The 18,378-nt window shown below is 50.0% G+C and carries 15 protein-coding genes; 5 read left to right on the top strand and 10 right to left on the bottom strand.

Features of this window, described 5'->3' with window-relative positions:
• Positions 1 to 76: 76 nt before the first annotated feature.
• Positions 77 to 1,132 carry a serine hydrolase domain-containing protein gene (locus EPD17_RS13870; RefSeq protein WP_132055120.1) on the bottom strand — a complete coding sequence of 352 codons (1,056 nt, stop codon included), beginning with the start codon at positions 1,130 to 1,132 and terminating at the stop codon, positions 77 to 79.
• Positions 1,133 to 1,201: 69 nt separating this feature from the next.
• On the opposite strand from EPD17_RS13870, the gene clpB reads away from it, so the two are divergent.
• On the top strand, positions 1,202 to 3,820 hold the full coding sequence (clpB, locus tag EPD17_RS13865; RefSeq protein ID WP_132055118.1) for an ATP-dependent chaperone ClpB: 2,619 nt from the start codon (positions 1,202 to 1,204) through the stop codon (positions 3,818 to 3,820).
• A 241-nt stretch (positions 3,821 to 4,061) separates the two neighbouring features.
• Here clpB and EPD17_RS13860 read toward each other — a convergent pair whose 3' ends face one another.
• The 7 genes from EPD17_RS13860 to EPD17_RS13830 all read right to left on the bottom strand — a co-directional run bounded on the left by EPD17_RS13860 (position 4,062) and on the right by EPD17_RS13830 (position 12,956).
• Positions 4,062 to 4,637 (bottom strand): YciE/YciF ferroxidase family protein, encoded by a 576-nt coding sequence (locus EPD17_RS13860; RefSeq protein ID WP_114233740.1) that lies wholly within the window; start codon positions 4,635 to 4,637, stop codon positions 4,062 to 4,064.
• A 60-nt stretch (positions 4,638 to 4,697) separates the two neighbouring features.
• Positions 4,698 to 4,943, bottom strand: coding sequence for a hypothetical protein (locus EPD17_RS13855; RefSeq protein ID WP_132055116.1), 246 nt, complete (start codon positions 4,941 to 4,943; stop codon positions 4,698 to 4,700).
• A gap of 43 nt (positions 4,944 to 4,986) precedes the next feature.
• Positions 4,987 to 5,325 (bottom strand): hypothetical protein, encoded by a 339-nt coding sequence (locus EPD17_RS13850; RefSeq protein WP_132055114.1) that lies wholly within the window; start codon positions 5,323 to 5,325, stop codon positions 4,987 to 4,989.
• A 180-nt stretch (positions 5,326 to 5,505) separates the two neighbouring features.
• Entirely contained in the window at positions 5,506 to 10,479 is a 4,974-nt protein-coding gene (locus EPD17_RS13845; RefSeq protein WP_132055112.1) for an Ig-like domain-containing protein, read from the bottom strand.
• Positions 10,480 to 10,987: 508 nt separating this feature from the next.
• Positions 10,988 to 11,587, bottom strand: a complete 600-nt coding sequence (locus EPD17_RS13840) for a hypothetical protein (protein ID WP_132055110.1) — start codon at positions 11,585 to 11,587, stop codon at positions 10,988 to 10,990.
• 18 nt (positions 11,588 to 11,605) lie between these two features.
• The gene (locus EPD17_RS13835; RefSeq protein WP_132055108.1) at positions 11,606 to 12,409 is read right to left on the bottom strand and encodes a hypothetical protein; all 804 of its coding nucleotides are present in this window, start codon (positions 12,407 to 12,409) and stop codon (positions 11,606 to 11,608) included.
• Between the two features lie 283 nt (positions 12,410 to 12,692).
• Positions 12,693 to 12,956: a hypothetical protein gene (locus EPD17_RS13830; RefSeq protein ID WP_114233747.1), complete on the bottom strand. Its 264-nt coding sequence runs from the start codon at positions 12,954 to 12,956 to the stop codon at positions 12,693 to 12,695.
• Between the two features lie 182 nt (positions 12,957 to 13,138).
• Here EPD17_RS13830 and wrbA point away from each other — a divergent pair, with 182 nt between their 5' ends.
• A complete protein-coding gene (wrbA, locus tag EPD17_RS13825) occupies positions 13,139 to 13,762 on the top strand; it encodes an NAD(P)H:quinone oxidoreductase (protein ID WP_132055105.1) in 624 nt (207 codons plus the stop codon).
• A gap of 300 nt (positions 13,763 to 14,062) precedes the next feature.
• On the opposite strand, the gene EPD17_RS13820 is transcribed toward wrbA, so the two are convergent.
• Entirely contained in the window at positions 14,063 to 14,722 is a 660-nt protein-coding gene (locus tag EPD17_RS13820) for a hypothetical protein (RefSeq protein WP_132055103.1), read from the bottom strand.
• 38 nt (positions 14,723 to 14,760) lie between these two features.
• Here EPD17_RS13820 and EPD17_RS13815 point away from each other — a divergent pair, with 38 nt between their 5' ends.
• Positions 14,761 to 15,441 (top strand): YggS family pyridoxal phosphate-dependent enzyme, encoded by a 681-nt coding sequence (locus EPD17_RS13815; RefSeq protein WP_132055101.1) that lies wholly within the window; start codon positions 14,761 to 14,763, stop codon positions 15,439 to 15,441.
• A gap of 79 nt (positions 15,442 to 15,520) precedes the next feature.
• Positions 15,521 to 15,736 carry a hypothetical protein gene (locus EPD17_RS13810; RefSeq protein WP_132055099.1) on the top strand — a complete coding sequence of 72 codons (216 nt, stop codon included), beginning with the start codon at positions 15,521 to 15,523 and terminating at the stop codon, positions 15,734 to 15,736.
• Positions 15,737 to 16,334: 598 nt separating this feature from the next.
• Here EPD17_RS13810 and EPD17_RS13805 read toward each other — a convergent pair.
• Complete coding sequence (locus EPD17_RS13805) at positions 16,335 to 16,976, bottom strand: carboxypeptidase-like regulatory domain-containing protein (RefSeq protein WP_132055097.1); 642 nt, start codon at positions 16,974 to 16,976, stop codon at positions 16,335 to 16,337.
• A gap of 211 nt (positions 16,977 to 17,187) precedes the next feature.
• Between EPD17_RS13805 and EPD17_RS13800 the strand changes: the two genes are divergently transcribed.
• Complete coding sequence (locus tag EPD17_RS13800) at positions 17,188 to 18,288, top strand: Mrp/NBP35 family ATP-binding protein (protein ID WP_132055095.1); 1,101 nt, start codon at positions 17,188 to 17,190, stop codon at positions 18,286 to 18,288.
• The last annotated feature ends 90 nt before the right edge of the window (positions 18,289 to 18,378 follow it).

Raw genomic sequence — 18,378 nt, 5'->3', positions numbered from 1 at the left:
TGACCAATTTTATACTTTAACTATCTCAATAAAAAAGGGCTTTGAGTAATCAAAGCCCTTTTTTATTATGCAGTTGTTACTTACAGTTTGCCGGGAAAAGTGGGTCCAACGCATTTTTCAATTGAAAGCCGGCAGGCACCCGTGCTTCATCCGACAACTCCTGCTGCAGGTACACAAATGCATAACCGCGACAAAAATCTACAAAGGCCGTTGTGCCTTCAAATGATGGCGCAGCCAAGGCTGCCGCTTTGCTGCCGTCGTTTTCGCCAACGGCCCAGGCGCCCATGGTGTACTCCCAACCTTTAGCGGCATCGGGGCTGTATTTGTTATTTTCAGCATTGGTCATGATCTGCCGCATGGCAGCCACAGAGGTTTCACTTAAAATGCGCTGGCCATAATGCGTGCCGCCGTTGAGCAGCATGCGCAAAAACCGCACATAGTCGCCGGCGGTGCTGCGGGCACCATTTGATGGCGAAATAGTGGATCCATCCAGCGTAGCAAATGTGGTTTGGCGCATGCCCATTGGGCGGAACAATTTCTGTTGCGCCAGCATTTCAAATTTTTTTTTGGTCACCACTTCCAGTACCCGGGCGGCAATATCGGGGCCCATGCCATTGAAGCGAAACGCTTCGCCGGCGTTGTTTTGAATTTCCCGTTTGGCATAACTCGCCGCTACTTCGTCAAGGTTCTCGAATTTCTTTTTAGCAAACAAGCCGCCCACTTTCGCATTTTCCGGCTGGATGCCGGTGAAATGCGCCAGGCAATGGCGGATGGTGACATAGTTTTTCATGTACGAACTAAACACCGGCAGGTATTTGCTCACTTTATCGTCCAGCGAAATTTTGCCTTCATCTACCAGCACCATCACCACAGCAGCAGTAAGCCACTGGCTGCTCAGGCCCAGGTCTGCCTGGCCGCGCTGTGCGCTAAACAACTTGGTATCTTTTTGAAAAACGATTGTATCCTTTGTGGCCACTACCAGCGCCACTTCTTTTTTTAACGTCTTGGCCCGCTCGGCGGCAATGGCATCGGCCGCTGCATACTTACCTTGTGCATAGCCCGTCTGAAAAAATAACAGGCCAAATGATAATGCACTGACTTTCAGTCGGTTTGAGCTAATGAAAACTGACATGTTTTCTGTTTTGGTGGAATGGATTGTGATTTGATAGGTAGAGAACGTACACCAAATAAACTTATTTGTATGAACCTATCCAATTTTACGATAAAAGCTGCAGAAGCGGTACAGCAGGCGCAGCAACTTGCCTTTAATGGTTTAAACCCCAACATAGAAACCGAGCACATTTTGAAGGCATTACTGTCGGCCGAAGACTCGCCGGTGGAATACCTGCTCAAGAAAAACGCGGTCAACATAGCGCAACTTGATAAAGGCCTCGATGCACAGCTTTCGCGTTTGCCCAAAACCAGCGGCGAACCGGCGCAGCAAATCAGCCGCGATGCCAACAACGTGGTGTTGCGTGCAGGTGCCGTGCTGAAAAGCTTTGGCGATGAATTCATCACACCAGAACACTTGTTACTGGCGTTGGTTCAAGGCAGCGATGGCACTGCAAAATTGCTCAAGGATTCGGGTGTTACCGAGAAAGGCCTGACCGCAGCCATCAACGATCTGCGCAAAGGCAGCACCGTAACCTCGCAAACGCAGGAAACCCAGTTTAACGCACTCAATAAATACGGTAAAAACCTGAACGAGCTGGCCCGGCAGGGCAAACTCGACCCGGTTATTGGTCGCGACGATGAGATCCGCAGAACATTGCACATCTTGTCGCGCCGCTCCAAAAACAACCCTATTTTAGTGGGTGAGCCGGGTGTGGGTAAAACCGCCATTGCCGAGGGCCTGGCCATCCGCATTGTCAACGGCGATGTGCCCGAGAACCTGAAGTCGAAAACCATTTTTACCCTTGATATGGGCCAGCTGATTGCCGGCGCCAAATACAAGGGTGAATTTGAAGAACGCCTCAAGGGGGTGATCAAAGAAGTGGCTACTTCCGATGGCGAGATCATTTTGTTTATTGATGAAATACACACACTGGTGGGTGCCGGCGGCGGCGAAGGTGCGATGGATGCCGCAAACATTTTGAAACCGGCCCTGGCCCGTGGCGAGCTGCGTGCCATTGGCGCCACCACGCTCAGCGAATACCAAAAGTATTTTGAGCGGGACAAGGCGCTGGAACGCCGTTTCCAAAAAGTAATGATCGACGAACCTTCGGTGGAAGATGCGATTTCCATTTTGCGTGGACTGAAAGACCGATACGAAACGCACCACCATGTGCGGATCAAAGACGAAGCGATCATTGCTGCGGTAGAACTTTCCAGCCGCTATATCAGCGACCGCTTTTTGCCCGATAAGGCCATCGACCTGATTGACGAAAGCGCCGCAAAGCTGCGCCTTGAAATGAACTCGATGCCGGAAGAACTGGATGAACTGGAACGCCGGATCAGGCAACTGGAAATTGAACGCGAAGCGATCAAGCGGGAAAACGACGAAGAAAAACTCCGCGAACTCAATACATCCATCGCCAACCTGGCCGTGGAGCGGGACACGCTGAAAGCGAAGTGGCAGGAAGAAAAAGACCTGGTGGAACAAATTCAGGGTGCCAAAGCAGAAATTGAAAACCTGAAGCACCAAGCCGAACAGGCAGAACGGGAAGGCGATTATGGCCGCGTGGCCGAGATCCGGTACGGCAAAATAAAAGAGCAGGAAAGTGCTATTGTGGCTTTGCAACAATCGCTGAACGAACTGAGCCGGAACAGCCGTCGCCTGATGAAGGAAGAAGTAGATGCAGAAGACATTGCCGAAAGCGTAGCGAAATCAACCGGCATCCCGGTTAGCAAAATGCTGCAAAGCGAACGGGAAAAGCTGCTGCACCTTGAAGAAGAATTGCACCGCCGCGTGGTGGGGCAGGAGGAGGCGATTACTGCCGTGGCCGATGCCATACGCCGCAGCCGTGCCGGTTTGCAGGATCCTAAAAAGCCCATCGGCTCGTTTATCTTCCTGGGCACTACCGGTGTAGGTAAAACGGAACTGGCAAAAGCGCTGGCCTCTTACTTATTTGATGACGAGCACATGATGACCCGCATCGACATGAGCGAATACGGTGAAAAACATTCGGTGGCCAGGCTGGTGGGCGCCCCTCCGGGATACGTGGGCTACGATGAAGGTGGGCAACTTACCGAAGCGGTGCGCCGCAAACCTTACCAGGTGGTGCTGCTCGATGAGATTGAAAAGGCTCACCCCGATGTGTGGAACGTGATGCTGCAGGTGCTGGACGATGGCCGCCTCACCGACAACAAAGGCCGCGTGGTGAACTTTAAAAACACCATCATCATCATGACCTCGAATATGGGCTCGGATATTATCCAGGAAAATTTTTCCAACGTAACCGATCGCAACAAAGACGAGGTGATGGAACAAACCAAAGTGGAAGTGATGAGCCGGTTGAAGGAAACGGTGCGGCCCGAGTTTTTGAACCGTGTGGATGAGATCATCCTGTTCCAACCGTTGATGCGCAGCGAGATTCGTGGCATCATCCGGATACAATTGGAAAATCTGCGCGAACTGGTTGCGAAAACCGGCTTGCAGCTCAACTTTTCGAACTATCTCGTCGACTTTCTTGCAGAAAACGGATTTGATCCGCAGTTTGGTGCCCGGCCGCTTAAGCGCCTGATCCAAAAAGAGATCGTCAACAACTTGAGTAAGAAAATCCTGGCTGGCGATATCGATCGGGCTCACCCAGTATTGGTAGATGTATTTGACCGCGTGGTGGTCTTCCGCAATGATGTAGAGCAACCCGAGCAGGTGTAAGGTTAATGCTCAATAGATAGTAAAATAAAAAGTGCCGGATGCTTCCGGCACTTTTTATTTTGCAAAGATGCGTTTGGCTACGCAAGCTGCACTTATAAAATACTGATCGATACAAATAAGCCCCGCTGCTGCGGGGCTTATTTGTACAAGCATTTTTAATGCTAAGGGTGTATTGGTTTTCCGTTCTCTAATTCGATTCCTCTTCTAATTCATTTCCCTTCTATTCATTTCTATTCCAATGCTAGAGTTTGTTGTAAGAAGTATTACCAGAAGCGCCGCCACTTGTTTCGGCCATCAGGTTTACGCTATTCAGCGCCATTGAGGTCAACAGTTCATCGGCCTGGTGTTCTTCATCAAGTGTTTGTTCCAATAGGCGCTCTACTTCTGTAAGACCCAGCTGGCGGGCAAATGCACGGGCGGTGCCATAGCCGCAAATTTCGTAGTGCTCAATTTTTTGCGCACAGGAAATAATGGCTGCGTCCATAACCTCGGGGTTCATGTCTTCGCCCATTACTTTTTGGCCTTCGTCAATCAGGCCTTCCATGCCTTTGCAATGGGTGCCGCTGCCAAATAAGTTGGCCAGTAAACCAGAGCGGTTGTCATCAGCGTTGTGGTCGCCCAGCATTCGCTGTGCCTGCTCCAGACGGGCCAGTTGGCCGTGTGTTATTTGCAGGTGCTGCTCCAGCGACTGGCGCAGTTGCGGGTTGTGTGCCTTACCAATCATTTGGGGCATGGCTTCAATAATTTGTTCCTCAGCAGAGCGGAGGTCAGCTAACTCATGTATCAATAAATCCCGTAGGTCACGCATCTTTTCCATGATAAAAATTTTTGTAATGGGTTATAAAAACTATGCCGCAGGTATTGATCCTGTTTTGTTTTAAAAGCGGTCGGTTGTTTCATTGCTGCTGGTATTTTCCATACCGTCGCCACTACCGCCCGAAGCATCGTCGCGGCCGCTTAATGCACCGGTGTCACGCAGGTTGCCCATAGGTGTTGCATCGCTGTTTTGCGCTTTACCTGTTCCTCCTGCATCCGCACGCTGTTCCACTCGTTCCCTGCCGGTATTTTCGGCACTACCGCTGCCGCCCGTGCCTTGCCTGTTTTGCCGATCGTTTTTGTTCATACTAATTTTTTATAGCGGTTGCACAAGTATGGTGCCATCCACGTTACTGTTCAGGCGTTACTTTATCCTTTAGTTCAGCCGCCACCACGTAGTGCCTGCGGCCGTTTTTATCCACCCAGTAAGTACGGGCATGGTTGTCTATGTAAATCACTTCGCCGTTGGGACCAACTTTGTCTTTGTGTTCCGCATCAGTAATTTTCGATTTCCCTTTTAAGGCAACTTCGGCCGTTTTTGCCCCTGCTTTTTGCGCACCTTTTTTCACGGCCTTGCCCGCTTTTTTGCCAGCCTGCTTTACTTCTTTAGCGGTTTCCTCCTGTGCCACTGCCGGCGCTTTTATTCCCAAAGCCAACAGCACTGCGCCAGCCATCAATATCTTCTTCATGTTCATGTTGTATGCTTTTTTAGTAAAAACAATGTAGGCTGGTGGTTCATAAACAGTGCCAGTAAAATGCGCCGCGTTTACCCATTTTTTAAATGATGATGTCCGATGGGCACTATGGGCTAGGTGCATAAAAAAAGCGCAGGTGTACACCTGCGCTTTAAAAAGGGATATTGGAACAAATTAGTGGGCGATCACTACCTGCTTTTGCAGGATCGTTGCACCCGACACGAGGCGGCAATAGTATACGCCGTTCGGCAAATGTGTACCATTGAGCGAAACCTGGTAAGTGGTTTGTTTTTCGGTAACGCCGTTGAACAGTTGGGTAACCAGTGCACCGTTTCCGTTGTACAGTTCAACTACTGTTTTGCCAGATTCAGGCACTGCAAAGCGGATGTTAGCAGTAGACTGCACCGGATTGGGCGCAACTTCCATAGTGCCTGCGGCGAGCACATTTTTCGGATTCGTGGTCATCTCCAGTGTACCGGCTTTGGCCGCGGTGCTCGACAGCAACTGCGTTTGCGGCTGGTATGGGATCAGGTGCTGGCCTGAAATGGGCGATTGGAATGTTCCGTTTGGCATTTTCCAGGCTACAGTCATGTGATCGTCGAAACTATAATCCATAGAAACCGTTTCCACAAAATACCTGCGTCCTTTTTCCAGGTAAATGCTGGCAGATACCTGCGAAGGATACTTGAAGTAAAAGCCCGGGTTGGTCCAGCTGTTTACAAAAGCAATCTTCCGTCCATTTTCGATGTTGTCGTCGGTGCTCAGCCACAGTTCGCCATTGTCGTCAGACGAGAAATAGAACGTGTAGTAACCTGATACCGGCGGGCAAATGTATCCCATGGCTCTTGATGCAAATTTGTCCGAAAAGTTGCGTGGAGCGGAGAACGAAGTCAGGATGCGGCTGCCGCTAGGCTTGGCATCTGCTGCCCTGTGATACGAAAGCGAAGTGGTGAGGGGTACGTTGTTGAAATACTCCCAGTACAATCCGCCTGTTTGTGCACAGCCTGTTTGTGAGCTGTTTGATGGATCTGCGTTAACCGAGAATGTCAGCGTATTGGAAGTGGTTTGGTTACCGTCGTTGTCAGTTGCTACAGCAGTAACGGTGTAGCCACCTTCTTCCAGGTTGGAAAGCGTAGCAGTATAAGGCGCAGTCAGGTCTTCAGCAATTTGCTTTGTACCCAGGAAGAACCGGACACTGCTTACGGTACCATCTTCATCCGATGCTTCAGCACCGATATTGACATTGGCCGGCGCAACGATAATGGCATCTTCAGAAGGACCGGTGATTTTTACTACCGGCACTTTTTTCACCGGTGCAACTACTGTAATGGTAGATGTTTTGGAGTCGGTGGTAGTGCCATCGCTGTGCACTGCTGTAGCCACAAAACTGTAGGTGCCCTCTGTTAATCCACCCACCGAGTAGCTATAAAGCGAAGTCGGATCTTCACCAACTTTCCGGCCATTCATGTAAAACTCTACTTTGGTTACACTGCCGTTGCTGCTTTCCGCAGTTGCATGCAGGGTAACGGTAATTGGTCCGGTAAGCTTGCTGCCATCTTCAGGCGATGAAAGCGTTACCACAGTAGCGGATGGTTTGGAAGCGGATGTTCCGGCAACCGAAATCTGCTCGCTTCTGGAAGTGCCAACGGCACCTTTATCATCTATTGCCCGCACACTTACCTGGTAAGTGCCTGCTTCAATGCCGGTCCACGCAAAGCTGTATGGAGCGGTGTAATCTTCACCCAGTTTTACGCTACCCTGGTAGAACTCCACTTTTGCGATGGTGCCATCGGCGTCCGTTGCACTGGCTGTGATGGTAACGCTTGCAGGCGCAGTAAATGCACTGCCGGTCAGTGGCCCGATCACAGTAGCGGTTGGTGCCTGGTTTACTTTGTCCACCAGTTGTGCATCCACTGTTACGGTTGCGGCAGCCGATGTAGCCGATGATCCGTCGTTGTCAAATGCTTTTGCAGTGATGGTGTACGAGCCGGCTGCTACTCCTGACCAAGAAAACTGGTAAGGGCTGCTGGCGTCTTCGCCTATTTTATTGCCGTTGGCAAAAAACTCAACTTTCGAAACAGAGCCATCTGCATCATTTGCATTAGCTGCAATGTTGATGGTGGCCGGTGCAGTAAACCGGCTGCCCGATGCAGGTGCCGTGAGGCTTACTGTTGGTGCAACGTTTGGAACAGGTGCTGCGCTAACACTTACCTGCACGCTTTGCGAAGTACCTACAACACCCTTGTCGTCCACTGCTTTCACACTCAGCATGTATGTGCCTTGGGCTACGTTGCCCCACTGGAAAGTGTATGGAGCAGACAGGTCTTCACCAATTTTTACATTACCCTGGTAAAACTCAACCCGCTGTACCGAACCATCCGCATCCGATGCATTTGCTGCGATGGTAATGCTGGCAGGTGCCGTAAATGCGCTGCCCGCCGCGGGCGACATGATCTGTGCAGTAGGTGCCTGGTTCGGCACGGTAGTGCTGGCAGCCACGTTCAGCCACACGGTATATTTTTTTACCACACCGCCTGTTGTTACACTCAGCTCGGCACGGTGCCTGCCCTGCGCAAGGCCACGGGCAATGGCAGTCAGGGGAATGTTGGACAGTGCTTTTTCACCTTCGATGGAGCCGCTGGTTTGTCCCAGGCGCAGCCATGAAGCGTTACTTTGTGCAGTCCAGGAAAGGGCTGCGGTGCCGCTGTTCCACAATACAAACGAACCTTTAACCGAATCGGTGCCCGAAGGTGCATTTAGTTCCACCACACGCTGTGGTGCTTCCAGCACACCACCCAGGGTTTGGGTAGAGCTACGGTCGTTGGTAGTGATGGTGATCTGGTAAATGCTCGGGAAATACTCGAAGCTGTTGCCACGCAAGGCCAGCTTGGACGTTACTTCTTTGGCAAAGCTGGTGCCGGTGCCGCGGAAAACGTTGTTGTACAACACCTGGTTTGAAATGCCCGCAGTACGCTCCGAATCGAAACCGATAGGAGAGCCCTGGATGTTGTTGTGCTCATATACAGCCGCATCGGAAAGTGGGCTAGAGAACAAACCGTGAATGTTTACTACAGCTGCTTCATACGCATTTTGTACCACGTTCTTGCGGTATGTAGTACCAAATATTGCCGTGCCGCTCGGGATTTTTACATCCATGATGTTTTGCATGGCAATGCGGCAATTGATGTATTTGTTGTTGCTGTACAGCGAGAAATAGTTTGCACCTACAGGCCACTCCGATTGGGACTGCTGTGCCCAGTTGGCCGTGCCCTGGCGCAGTTGGTGAAACGTGTTGTTGTCAACAATAAAGTTATAGGTCGAACCATAAGGCTCTACGCCCGCAGCGGCAATATGCTCTTTGTTGGTAACCACCCGCGATACGCCATCGAGGTAGTTTTTATAAATGGCTGCACGGTCTACTACGTTGCCAATGGTCAGTATACTGCTGCCATCAGGCGCAACGTTCCAGGGTTCGTTGAGGGTAAGTACACCGCCGTTGTTGGCAACAATGCGGCGCGACTGGCCCAGGCCACGGCCACCGGTGATCACCACGTAATGGCGGTCAGGGATATTGTGGCTGTAGCCGCTAACCGTGGTGGTATTTAGTGTAGAAGAGGAAGGCTTTCCTTTCCAAACACCAATATATCCTTCGAACAGGATCTGCTCACCGGAGTTTTGGTCCACATCATACGGACGTGGCACCAGGTCTGTTGAGGTGTTGTAACCGAGGTAGGTGTTTTTGCTGGAACCCCATGAACCGAGAAACGCAACAAAACGGCCTTTGCCCCAACCCGCACCATTGAACGGGTTCGAGTTGTCGAGGTCGCGGGCAGTAGAGTTGGTAACGCTCACACCGTCGCCACCCCACGAGTGCCAGCCCATGTCGGTATCGTTGGTGAGTTTGTATGAAGTGCGGTCGATGAACAACTGCGAAGCGGTTCCCAAAAAGGAATATTTACCGGTAAGATCTACGTTGTTCAGGCTTACGTAACGGGTATTATTCAGGTCAATAACATTATGGTTTCTAAAGGTTAAACGCACATTGTTGATGGTAACGTGGCGGCTGCTTACCAAGTGGATGGGATGCCCCGTGCCACCGCGGTAATTGTTGTTGTCTTCAAACGCCATGTCGTTGATCTCAAAATGATTGGGATTACCAAACACCAATCCGTATTGAGCGGTAAAGTTGCTGCCGCAGCGGATGGTGGTGCGGTCGCGGCCCTCGCCCTGCCAGCGAATATTGCTGTGGGCTTCCATGGTGCCGGTCAAAATGTAGGTGCCTGCTGGGAAATATACAGTGGCACCGGTCACAAATTTCGACGCTTCAATTGCTGCTGCAATGGCTTTGGTATCATCGCTGTAACCATCACCTTTTGCGCCATAGTTTTTGACGTTATAGGTAGTACCGGTCCATTTTACGCCATCATAAATGGTGAGGTTGATGGGGTTGCCCCAGCCATAATCGCCACCATGGCCGTTGTGTGCCCACACTTCGTACTCACCGTTGGCAAAGCCATCGGGCACTACAAAGTCTACTTTATAAGGGTTCACCCGCTTTACCGATGCCCACTGGCCTGCACCGGATGATTTGCTCCGTACATACACATATGCCGTTGTGGTATCACCACCGCGGGACAGGTTGCGGCCATACACCGATATGGTGGCGCCACGCGTTGCCTTGTCGGGTCCTACCCACCAGGCATCTGTTTTGTTGATGGCAATGGGGTTGCCATAGCCTGCATCGTTGCCGGGCCACATCAGGTACATGCCCCAGGAGGGAATGTTGCGTGGAATGGTTACAATGGCACGGTCGCCATCGAGGCGCTGGATCTGGGCATCGCCCTGCACGCCGGATGCGCTGTAGAGGGTAAAGCGGGTGTCTTTACCTACATCGGTTCCGCTGTGGCGGGAGAAGGATACACCGGTCATGATCACTGATTCATCGGGGCCTGCGGTGCGGGTCCATTCTGCCACCTGCGGTGCATCGCCGGAAGGGCTGCCACCAAAGGCAGGAGCAAACGACTCGCCGGGTGCAGATACACCAGACGGCTTCTGGAAACTCTTGATTTGTGGGAGTTGGGTTTGGGCCTGCAGAACCTGGATACTGGAACAAACAAAAAGGAGCAGGCACGCAAAGGTTTTTTGCATGAAGAACTGGTTTAGACGTTTTAAATCGGACAGTTTTTTAAATAGGATCAGGGAATTTTCGGGAGGGAAAGGATCAATGTTAAAAGTCGCGCTGCATTAACAAAAACTATGCAACACTTGAGTTTCCACACCTTTGTCGGTGTTGTAACTGCCTGATTTAAAACTTAAACAAACCGGGAAGAATAGGAGAAAGAAGCACTATGTAATGTGTAACATTAACATAGTTAATGTTCTAACGATGACGTATTTAAATAATCCGTGCGGGTGAAGAAGCGAAAATTTTTTTTGAAAAAAATTTATTGCCGACGTCCGCATTTTGTGGAAAATGCGGGTTTTTCCCTTTCTAATATTTATTAGTAAAGAAATCGTACCAAGTTTCAGAAAAATCAAAATTGATTTTTTCAACCCGCATGTTTTTTTAAATGTATCAACAGTAGACTTCAATTTCCATTAAAAAAGCCGGCGATCATTCACCGGCTTTTTTGACAAATCGAAATAATTCTTTGTATTACTGTACCCGCTTGGCAATCTCCGCAATGGGGAGAGTGTTGGCCAACGCAATGATTTTGTCCTGGCTGTAACCCGGGGCTTTCAATGTGATGAGGGTGGAGTTAAGTGGCAACTGCACCTCAAACTCCGGCGCTTCGCCATCGCTGTGTTGCTTTGTTACCAGCGCTTTGTAGCCGCTGATCTTGATCACTTTTTGGTCGGGCGAATTACCCAGCAGCGGCAACGATAGCATGGCGTTGAGTCCGCTGATCAGGGGCGAATTGGTAATGATCTCTACTTGCGCCGGCACATCGCCGTCGGGTTTGGCTTTGCCATATTCGCGGTGCACCACCACGCCTGCAAAGCCCGATGTGCCTGATACATTATCGGCACTGGTGTTGGCACTCATCGTATCGAGTTTAGCCGGCAATAGCCCGATCAATTCTTTCCCGGAAATAATATCCAGCTCCTGCATCATTTGTTGCATGGCAAAACGGGCCTCTTCCAGTTTGCCGGAGCTATAAGCGGTGCGGGCAGTGGTCAGTTGCTTGGTAAATTCCTGGGCGTTGCCCGAAGCCGCGGCAGCCAACAGGATCAGGAGGCAGTATAATGATTTCATGTTGTTTGTTTTGGTAGTTTATTTTTCGTTCAGCAGTTCTTTGATTTTGTCAACGTCGATTGTATTGGCGGCGTTCATAAATTCCTGCTCGGTGGCAAAATTGACGCCTTCCAACAGCAGCAGCGTTGTTTGGCCCAGGGGCACACTGAGTTTGTAGCCGCTGCCATCGCTGTATTCGATCACGGCTTTGTTGTTTTTAAGTTTGGTTTGTTTCCAGTTTTGCTGGCCGCCGGTGCTTTGGTTGTACATACCGGAAGCGAGGTACATGTTCAGTGCATTCAGCATTACGGAGTTGTTGGCGATGGTTACGTCCATGGCCTTGTCGTCTTTCTGGTATTCGCGGCGAATGGTCAGCCCGGCCCAGCCCCAGCCGGTGCTGGTTACCTGGTCGGCCTCGGCCTCTTTCGGCATGCCCGCAATTTGCTCGGGCAGCATTTTCAAAATGCCCTGGCCTATTTGCAGTTCCACGCCCAGCATGGCCTGCTGCAGCGCATAGCGGGCCTCGCCATAACTCGATTTTTTAAAGGCGTCTTCCGATGCGGTGAGATTGGCAGCCACATCGGGTGGGGTGCTCACCAGGCCTTGTCCGCCGCGGTTGGAGGGGCGCCCGCTGCGGGTGCTGCTGCTGTTCTGGCCAGCCTGCTGGGCGTCGTTGCCGGTATTGTTATTATTACTGTTGCCATTTACCGCAGTGTTCACGGCATTGTTGATGGCGTTGTTGGCAGCATTTGCAGCTTTTTTAAGAAACTTGGGTTGGGCATGAGCAAACCCTACAAGAAGTAACATCAGGGCGGTACACCCAGCTCGTTTTGGCAGTTGCATGGTACACTATGTTTGGTAAAAAATTACGTGGGCAGGTGATTCAAAGGGGCGGAAAAGGGCCCACAAAAGCGGGACGAAAAATAAAGGTAGTTTTTACCTTTTGTAGAACAAACCTCATGTGGGCCTAACTGTCCAAAAATTACAGGAGCGGTAATGTACCGTGCACCAGTGAACCGGAGCAGGCGTTTAGCTGTAATATTTACGTGCCATTTTTTAGATTGTCAAACGCATGAAAAAAGCACCCGCCGGGAAAACGGGTGCTTATCAAAAAGTAGCAATTTTTTTATAAACCCAACTGGGCTTTCAAAAATCCTTCGATGGTAGAGCAGGGGAGCAGGAAAGGCTTTTCTGAAATTTCAATATCCATTGTTTGCCCCGACACTGCATAAGCGCCGGCAATGGTGTTGCCAAACACGCTCAGGTTGAAGTTGCCGTTTTGCGTATCGCCTTCAAAGTTTCCGCCCTGGCCGGTTACGGCTTTTCTTGCTTTTTCTAAAACAAGGTTCGGGTCGCCGGAAAATGTAAACTGGAAATTACACGCTGCCATAAAATGTTTTGACAAATAAAAACAATTATACGGCACGGGTTGTAGTTAAGTGCCGCATTGCGTGGTATAAAAAAGGCAGCGAGGCGACTGTATTGTTTTTGCGCACCAATTAATGTTGCAACAACAGGCAGTTTTATTGTATATATTTAAAAAACAAACCGATTAACCCAAAACCAAATTTTATGCAACAGATCAAGCTGGCAATTATTTATTATAGCTCCACTGGTGCCAACTACCAACTATCGCAATGGGCGGCGGAAGCGGCCCGCGAGGCAGGTGCCGAAGTAAAAGTGTTGAAAGTAGCCGAACTGGCGCCGGAGGCCGCCATCGATTCGAACCCGCTGTGGAAGGAGCACGCCGAAGCAACAAAAGATGTGCCCACCGCTACCAACGACGACCTCGACTGGGCCGATGCCATCATTTTCAGCGCACCCACACGATACGGCAACTTGCCAGCGCAAATGAAGCAATTTTTGGACGGCACTGGCGGCTTATGGTCGCAGGGCAAGTTGGTTAATAAAGTGGTGAGTGCTATGGCCACTGCGCAAAACCCGCACGGCGGGCAGGAAATGACCGTGCAGGCCCTGTACACTACCATGCACCACTGGGGCGCTATAATTGCGTCGCCTGGCTACACCGACCCGGTATTGTTTGGTGCCGGCGGCAACCCTTATGGCACCAGTGCTTCGGTGGATAATGGCAAAATAAAAGAAGATGTGCAAGGCGCGGTAAAACACCAAACCCGCCGCACATTGACCATTGCCCGATACATCAAGGCTGGCATGAGCCAGGGGGAAAATGGATAATGTTTACGATTGTTATTATTAAAAAGGCTGCATTTGAAAGCAGCCTTTTTAATTTATTGGTATTTGCTACAATAGCAGCATTCAGTTCACAGGAGATGTCATGCCGAACTTGTTTCGGCATCCCCTTCGACCTGCGGAGTTTGCCATACATCAAGGAGATGCCGAAACGAGTTCGGCATGACAGCGCTGGCGTTCTCAAAGACGCCTTGGGCAGCCTATGTTTTAAATAGAGAAACAATTCAAGTATCAACAGAGGTTGGGTGTTAGCCTGAATTTATTTATCAGACTTCCAATCCACACTTACTTACACGCTTGATAAGCCTCCGCAATGCGCAACAGCACCTGTCCACGTTGGGCTTCAGTAGCATTAAGGCGGTTGTAGAAATAGCCCCTTTCTTTGTGGCGGATGGTGTCGGCAAGTTGCGGGCAATCTTTGAGCAGGCGGCTCATTTTCTTTTCAAAATGCGGCATCAGCTTTTTGCTATTAGAGGCCCACACCCGGTCTTGCTTTTCGCCGGGAAACTGTACATAAAACACCGGTTCGTGCACCACCTGCTGCAGCGATTTTCCTTTTTGCTTGCGTTCCAGATGCCGGTACACCTGTATTTCAAAATCGGCAGGCGTAATGCGTTCCATAAAATAGAACCCGCTGCTCGGACGCCAATGATTGCTGTGGTGTTTTAATTCAAAATAATTGTTGCCCACCTGCATGCCCTTTACATCCATCAAATGAATTTGCTGGTTGCCATCGGGCTGCTGCACTCTAATGTCTTTAGGAAACAACACTTCGTTGTTGAGCGATAACAGGCCAGTGGCCGAATCGCCATTGGAAAGATAAATGGTGCCGGGTGTGTTTTGAATTTGATTGGGACTGGAAACAATGGCCTGCGTGGCACATGCCGAAAACAGGCAGCAGCAGGCTGCGGCAAAAAATAAGCGGTTCCAATTTATATGCATCATCGCGGTTAAACTGTTTTGTTGCTGCTACATTTGCAGGTATGCCGGAAGCAAAATATTGCAACATCGAAAATTACCAGAAGCTGCAGCAACTGCTGCAAAGCAAGGATTGTTCCCTTGTTGCGGTCAGCAAAATTAAACCTGTTGCTGCCATCCTTGAATTATACCAGCACGGCCAACGCGATTTTGGTGAAAACTACGTGCAGGAATTGCTGGACAAAGCACCGCAATTGCCGCCCGATATCCGCTGGCATTTCATTGGCCACCTGCAAAGCAATAAAGTAAAATACATCGCGCCATTCGTTTACCTTATTCACGGCGTGGACAGCATCAAGCTGCTTAAAGAAATCAATAAGCAGGGGGCGAAAATACAGCAAAAAATTTCGGTGCTGCTGCAAGTGCACATTGCGCAGGAAGAAACAAAATTTGGTTTTGATGCCGCTGACCTGGAGGCCTTGTTTACCAGCCCCGAACTGGCGCAGTGGAATCATGTGCAGATCCGCGGGCTGATGGGGATGGCGTCATTTACAGACGATACCAACAGGGTAGCAGCAGAATTTGATGGCTTGCACCAGTTGTTTCAAAAATTGCAGCAACAGGATCTGCCGCAAACCAGCATGGAAATACTCTCGATGGGCATGAGCGGCGATTATGAGCTGGCCATTGCGCATGGCAGCAATATGGTGCGCATTGGCAGCATGTTGTTTGGAGCCCGTAAATAGTATTTTATTGGCTTCGCCTTGTTGCAAAAATGTTTGTTCAGTGGCATAGTTTTTTAAACTGTGCTATAAAAAACCCTTTATGAAAAAGTTATGTTTTTCCATTTATGCGCTTTTGCTGTCGGCAGTAATGTATGCACAAGACGGCGAAACCAAGAAAGTAGATATTGACATCAACACCGATGGTGGCGGAGCTGCCTGGTATGCTGCGCCCTGGGTGTGGATTGTAGGCGCCGCAGTGTTCATCCTGTTGCTGGTGGCCCTTACCCGTGGTGGTGGCAGCCGTCGTGCCGATTAATACTATCCGACTTTTTCAACAAAACGCTTTACACTATCGCATAAAAAAATAGCCGTTTCAAGCGGCTATTTTAGTTATTTGTTTTGTTTGTTAAAATAGGAGACGGGTACTGATGTACTTCCGGTGGTTTATACCAACCACAATTGATTAGCGCTGTTGCCTAACACGGAACCAACCTTGCATTTTGCGAAGGCCATTTTTGCTGATCATCACAAAATTGTCTTCGGTGGGTCGAGTCAAATACAACAGGTATCCAATCACTCCAATCAACATGATAAAAAACCACACTGGAAACATAACATCTGAATTTTACACCTATAAATTCAAACAACGGGCCAACTGACCGCAACGGCCAATTTATTTTTTATTGTGCGGAATAATGAGGTAAACTTCTGAACCGACCCGACAAGAAAATTCCCTGTTTACGGACGAAAACAGGGAATGCGTTTTTCATAGTACAATGCTTTGTTGCAGCAATGGCTATTGATTGAATATGTTGATGGGCAACAATTGAATGATGCCGCCCATTTGCCGTTCAAATTGGTGTAATTACTTGTACAAAAGTACGAACATCCCGTTTAGTGTGTAACGACGGCTTTTAATTTTTCCGCTTGTAATCGCCGCGTTTCCAGCTTTTGATGAATTCGTTCCACGCTGCCGGGTTGAAAATGTTTTGCGGTGGGGTTTGTCCGGCGTAAGACGCCCTGCTGGCCATATTTCTAAACTGGATGGCCGTGGCGCCACCACCATCAGCAGGCGTTACCGTCATCAGGGCCCGGCGTTTGGCAGCACTGTTGTTTTGCCGCGCCACTTCTATATCATCGTCGGGTACGGGTGTGTTTACAAAATCTCGACTAAACTGCTGCGGCGTAGGCCTCGGGCGGATAATCGTAGCGGGCAGGTACACCGTATCCTGCACCATTAGTTGCACCACGCTGTGCTGGTTGCCTTCCAGCGATTTGGGTATGGAAACTAATTTTGATTTATAACTTACGTGGGTAAATTCCACTTCGTCGCCTTTCAATACCACAATCGAAAACACACCTTGTGCGTTCGTCATGGTGCCGCGGCCGGTGCCTTTTACCGTAACGCTTACTGCCGGAATGCCCATCAGGCTGTCGGCTGTCATTACAATACCATACAACTGCACCACCGAATCGCGAACGGTTTCAAACTGCGCCTGTGCCTTGCCAGCCCATACGATGGCGCATACCAATAATGCAAGAAACCGTTTCTTCATATTGCATTTTTTAAAGGGCAGCAAGCGGTCGCTCATTTTTTGCGCTTCGCTAATTTGCTGTTGCCTGCAGTACCGCATTTATTGGCCTGCCGGTGCAAAGCTAACCAATCCTGCAATTTTACAGTTTGACCAAAAATAACCAACTACTTAAATACACACGGCGGGGATATTTGTTTGGGGCTAACTTTGCCACTTCATTAACAGAGCATTTATGACCGAACAAGATATTTTAAGGGCACTGAGCAATGTGCAGGAGCCCGATTTGGGGAAAGACCTGGTAACACTCAATATGGTGCAGGACATTCGCATCAATGGCAACGCGGTTTCATTCACCGTGGTGCTCACCACGCCGGCCTGTCCAATGAAGGATATGATCAAAAACGCCTGCATTAACGCAGTAAAGCTTTTGGTAAATAAAGAGGCGCAGGTTACCGTAAACTTTACTTCCCAAACCACCAGCCTGCGCAGCGATAAAGGCGGCGTGCTGCCTGGCGTTCGCAATATTATTGCGGTAGTGAGTGGTAAAGGCGGTGTGGGTAAAAGCACCGTGGCCGCCAACCTGGCGCTATCGCTGGCCGAAGGCGGCGCAAAAGTGGGCCTGATGGACGCAGACATTTATGGCCCTTCGGTGCCCATTATGTTTGGCGTTCGCGGCGAGCGGCCCATGATGAAAGATGTGGCCGGCAAAGGGATGATCGTACCCATTGATCGGTTTGGCATTAAACTAATGAGCATCGGGCTGCTGGTGGATGAAAAAAATGCGGTGGTGTGGCGTGGCCCCATGGCCAGCAGCGCCATCAAGCAATTTGTAACCGATGTGGAATGGGGCAACCTCGATTACCTGGTGGTGGATATGCCACCGGGTACCGGTGATATCCACCTCACCCTGTTGCAAACCGTTCCGGTTACCGGTGTGGTGGTGGTAACCACCCCGCAGGATGTAGCCCTTGCCGATGCCAAGAAAGGCATTGCCATGTTTGGACAGGCGCAGTTGAATACGCCTATCATCGGGCTGGTGGAGAACATGAGTTATTTTACCCCCGCCGAACTGCCCGAAAACAAGTATTACATTTTTGGCAAAGAAGGCGGCAAGCGCCTGGCCGAAGAATACGACCTGCCGTTCCTGGGACAAATTCCGCTGGTGCAATCCATCCGCGAAGGCGGCGACCAGGGCGTGCCCATCGTGATGGGTGATGACGAAATCACCAGGCAGGCATTTTTTGAATTTGCCGGCAACGTGGCCCGCTCGGCTTCCATGCGCAATGCCCGCATGCCCGGACAGGAAATTGCTGAAGTAGTGGAGGAGTTATAAAAAACAATTCTTCAAACTTGTTTCAATGCGTTTAGCATGCAAAATGTCCGTGTTATTTTTCTAAAATGAAACGTGTAGCGCCAAGTCGTT

It is taken from the genome of Pseudocnuella soli (assembly GCF_004347775.1).
In the GTDB taxonomy this organism is placed as follows: domain Bacteria; phylum Bacteroidota; class Bacteroidia; order Chitinophagales; family Chitinophagaceae; genus Flavisolibacter; species Flavisolibacter aquaticus.
Note: the sequence above shows the minus strand (reverse complement) of the source record. Positions and strands in the feature narration are given on the sequence as shown.

Excerpts from the sequence above, each read along its gene's own strand:
- EPD17_RS13860 (WP_114233740.1), bottom strand. The coding sequence starts at position 4,637 with ATGGAAAAGATGCGTGACCTACGGGATTTATTGATACATGAGTTAGCT.
- wrbA (WP_132055105.1), top strand. The coding sequence starts at position 13,139 with ATGCAACAGATCAAGCTGGCAATTATTTATTATAGCTCCACTGGTGCC.
- EPD17_RS13830 (WP_114233747.1), bottom strand. The coding sequence starts at position 12,956 with ATGGCAGCGTGTAATTTCCAGTTTACATTTTCCGGCGACCCGAACCTT.
- EPD17_RS13855 (WP_132055116.1), bottom strand. The coding sequence starts at position 4,943 with ATGAACAAAAACGATCGGCAAAACAGGCAAGGCACGGGCGGCAGCGGT.
- EPD17_RS13805 (WP_132055097.1), bottom strand. The coding sequence starts at position 16,976 with ATGAAGAAACGGTTTCTTGCATTATTGGTATGCGCCATCGTATGGGCT.
- EPD17_RS13800 (WP_132055095.1), top strand. The coding sequence starts at position 17,188 with ATGACCGAACAAGATATTTTAAGGGCACTGAGCAATGTGCAGGAGCCC.
- clpB (WP_132055118.1), top strand. The coding sequence starts at position 1,202 with ATGAACCTATCCAATTTTACGATAAAAGCTGCAGAAGCGGTACAGCAG.
- EPD17_RS13840 (WP_132055110.1), bottom strand. The coding sequence starts at position 11,587 with ATGAAATCATTATACTGCCTCCTGATCCTGTTGGCTGCCGCGGCTTCG.
- EPD17_RS13845 (WP_132055112.1), bottom strand. The coding sequence starts at position 10,479 with ATGCAAAAAACCTTTGCGTGCCTGCTCCTTTTTGTTTGTTCCAGTATC.
- EPD17_RS13850 (WP_132055114.1), bottom strand. The coding sequence starts at position 5,325 with ATGAAGAAGATATTGATGGCTGGCGCAGTGCTGTTGGCTTTGGGAATA.
- EPD17_RS13835 (WP_132055108.1), bottom strand. The coding sequence starts at position 12,409 with ATGCAACTGCCAAAACGAGCTGGGTGTACCGCCCTGATGTTACTTCTT.
- EPD17_RS13820 (WP_132055103.1), bottom strand. The coding sequence starts at position 14,722 with ATGATGCATATAAATTGGAACCGCTTATTTTTTGCCGCAGCCTGCTGC.
- EPD17_RS13870 (WP_132055120.1), bottom strand. The coding sequence starts at position 1,132 with ATGTCAGTTTTCATTAGCTCAAACCGACTGAAAGTCAGTGCATTATCA.
- EPD17_RS13815 (WP_132055101.1), top strand. The coding sequence starts at position 14,761 with ATGCCGGAAGCAAAATATTGCAACATCGAAAATTACCAGAAGCTGCAG.
- EPD17_RS13810 (WP_132055099.1), top strand. The coding sequence starts at position 15,521 with ATGAAAAAGTTATGTTTTTCCATTTATGCGCTTTTGCTGTCGGCAGTA.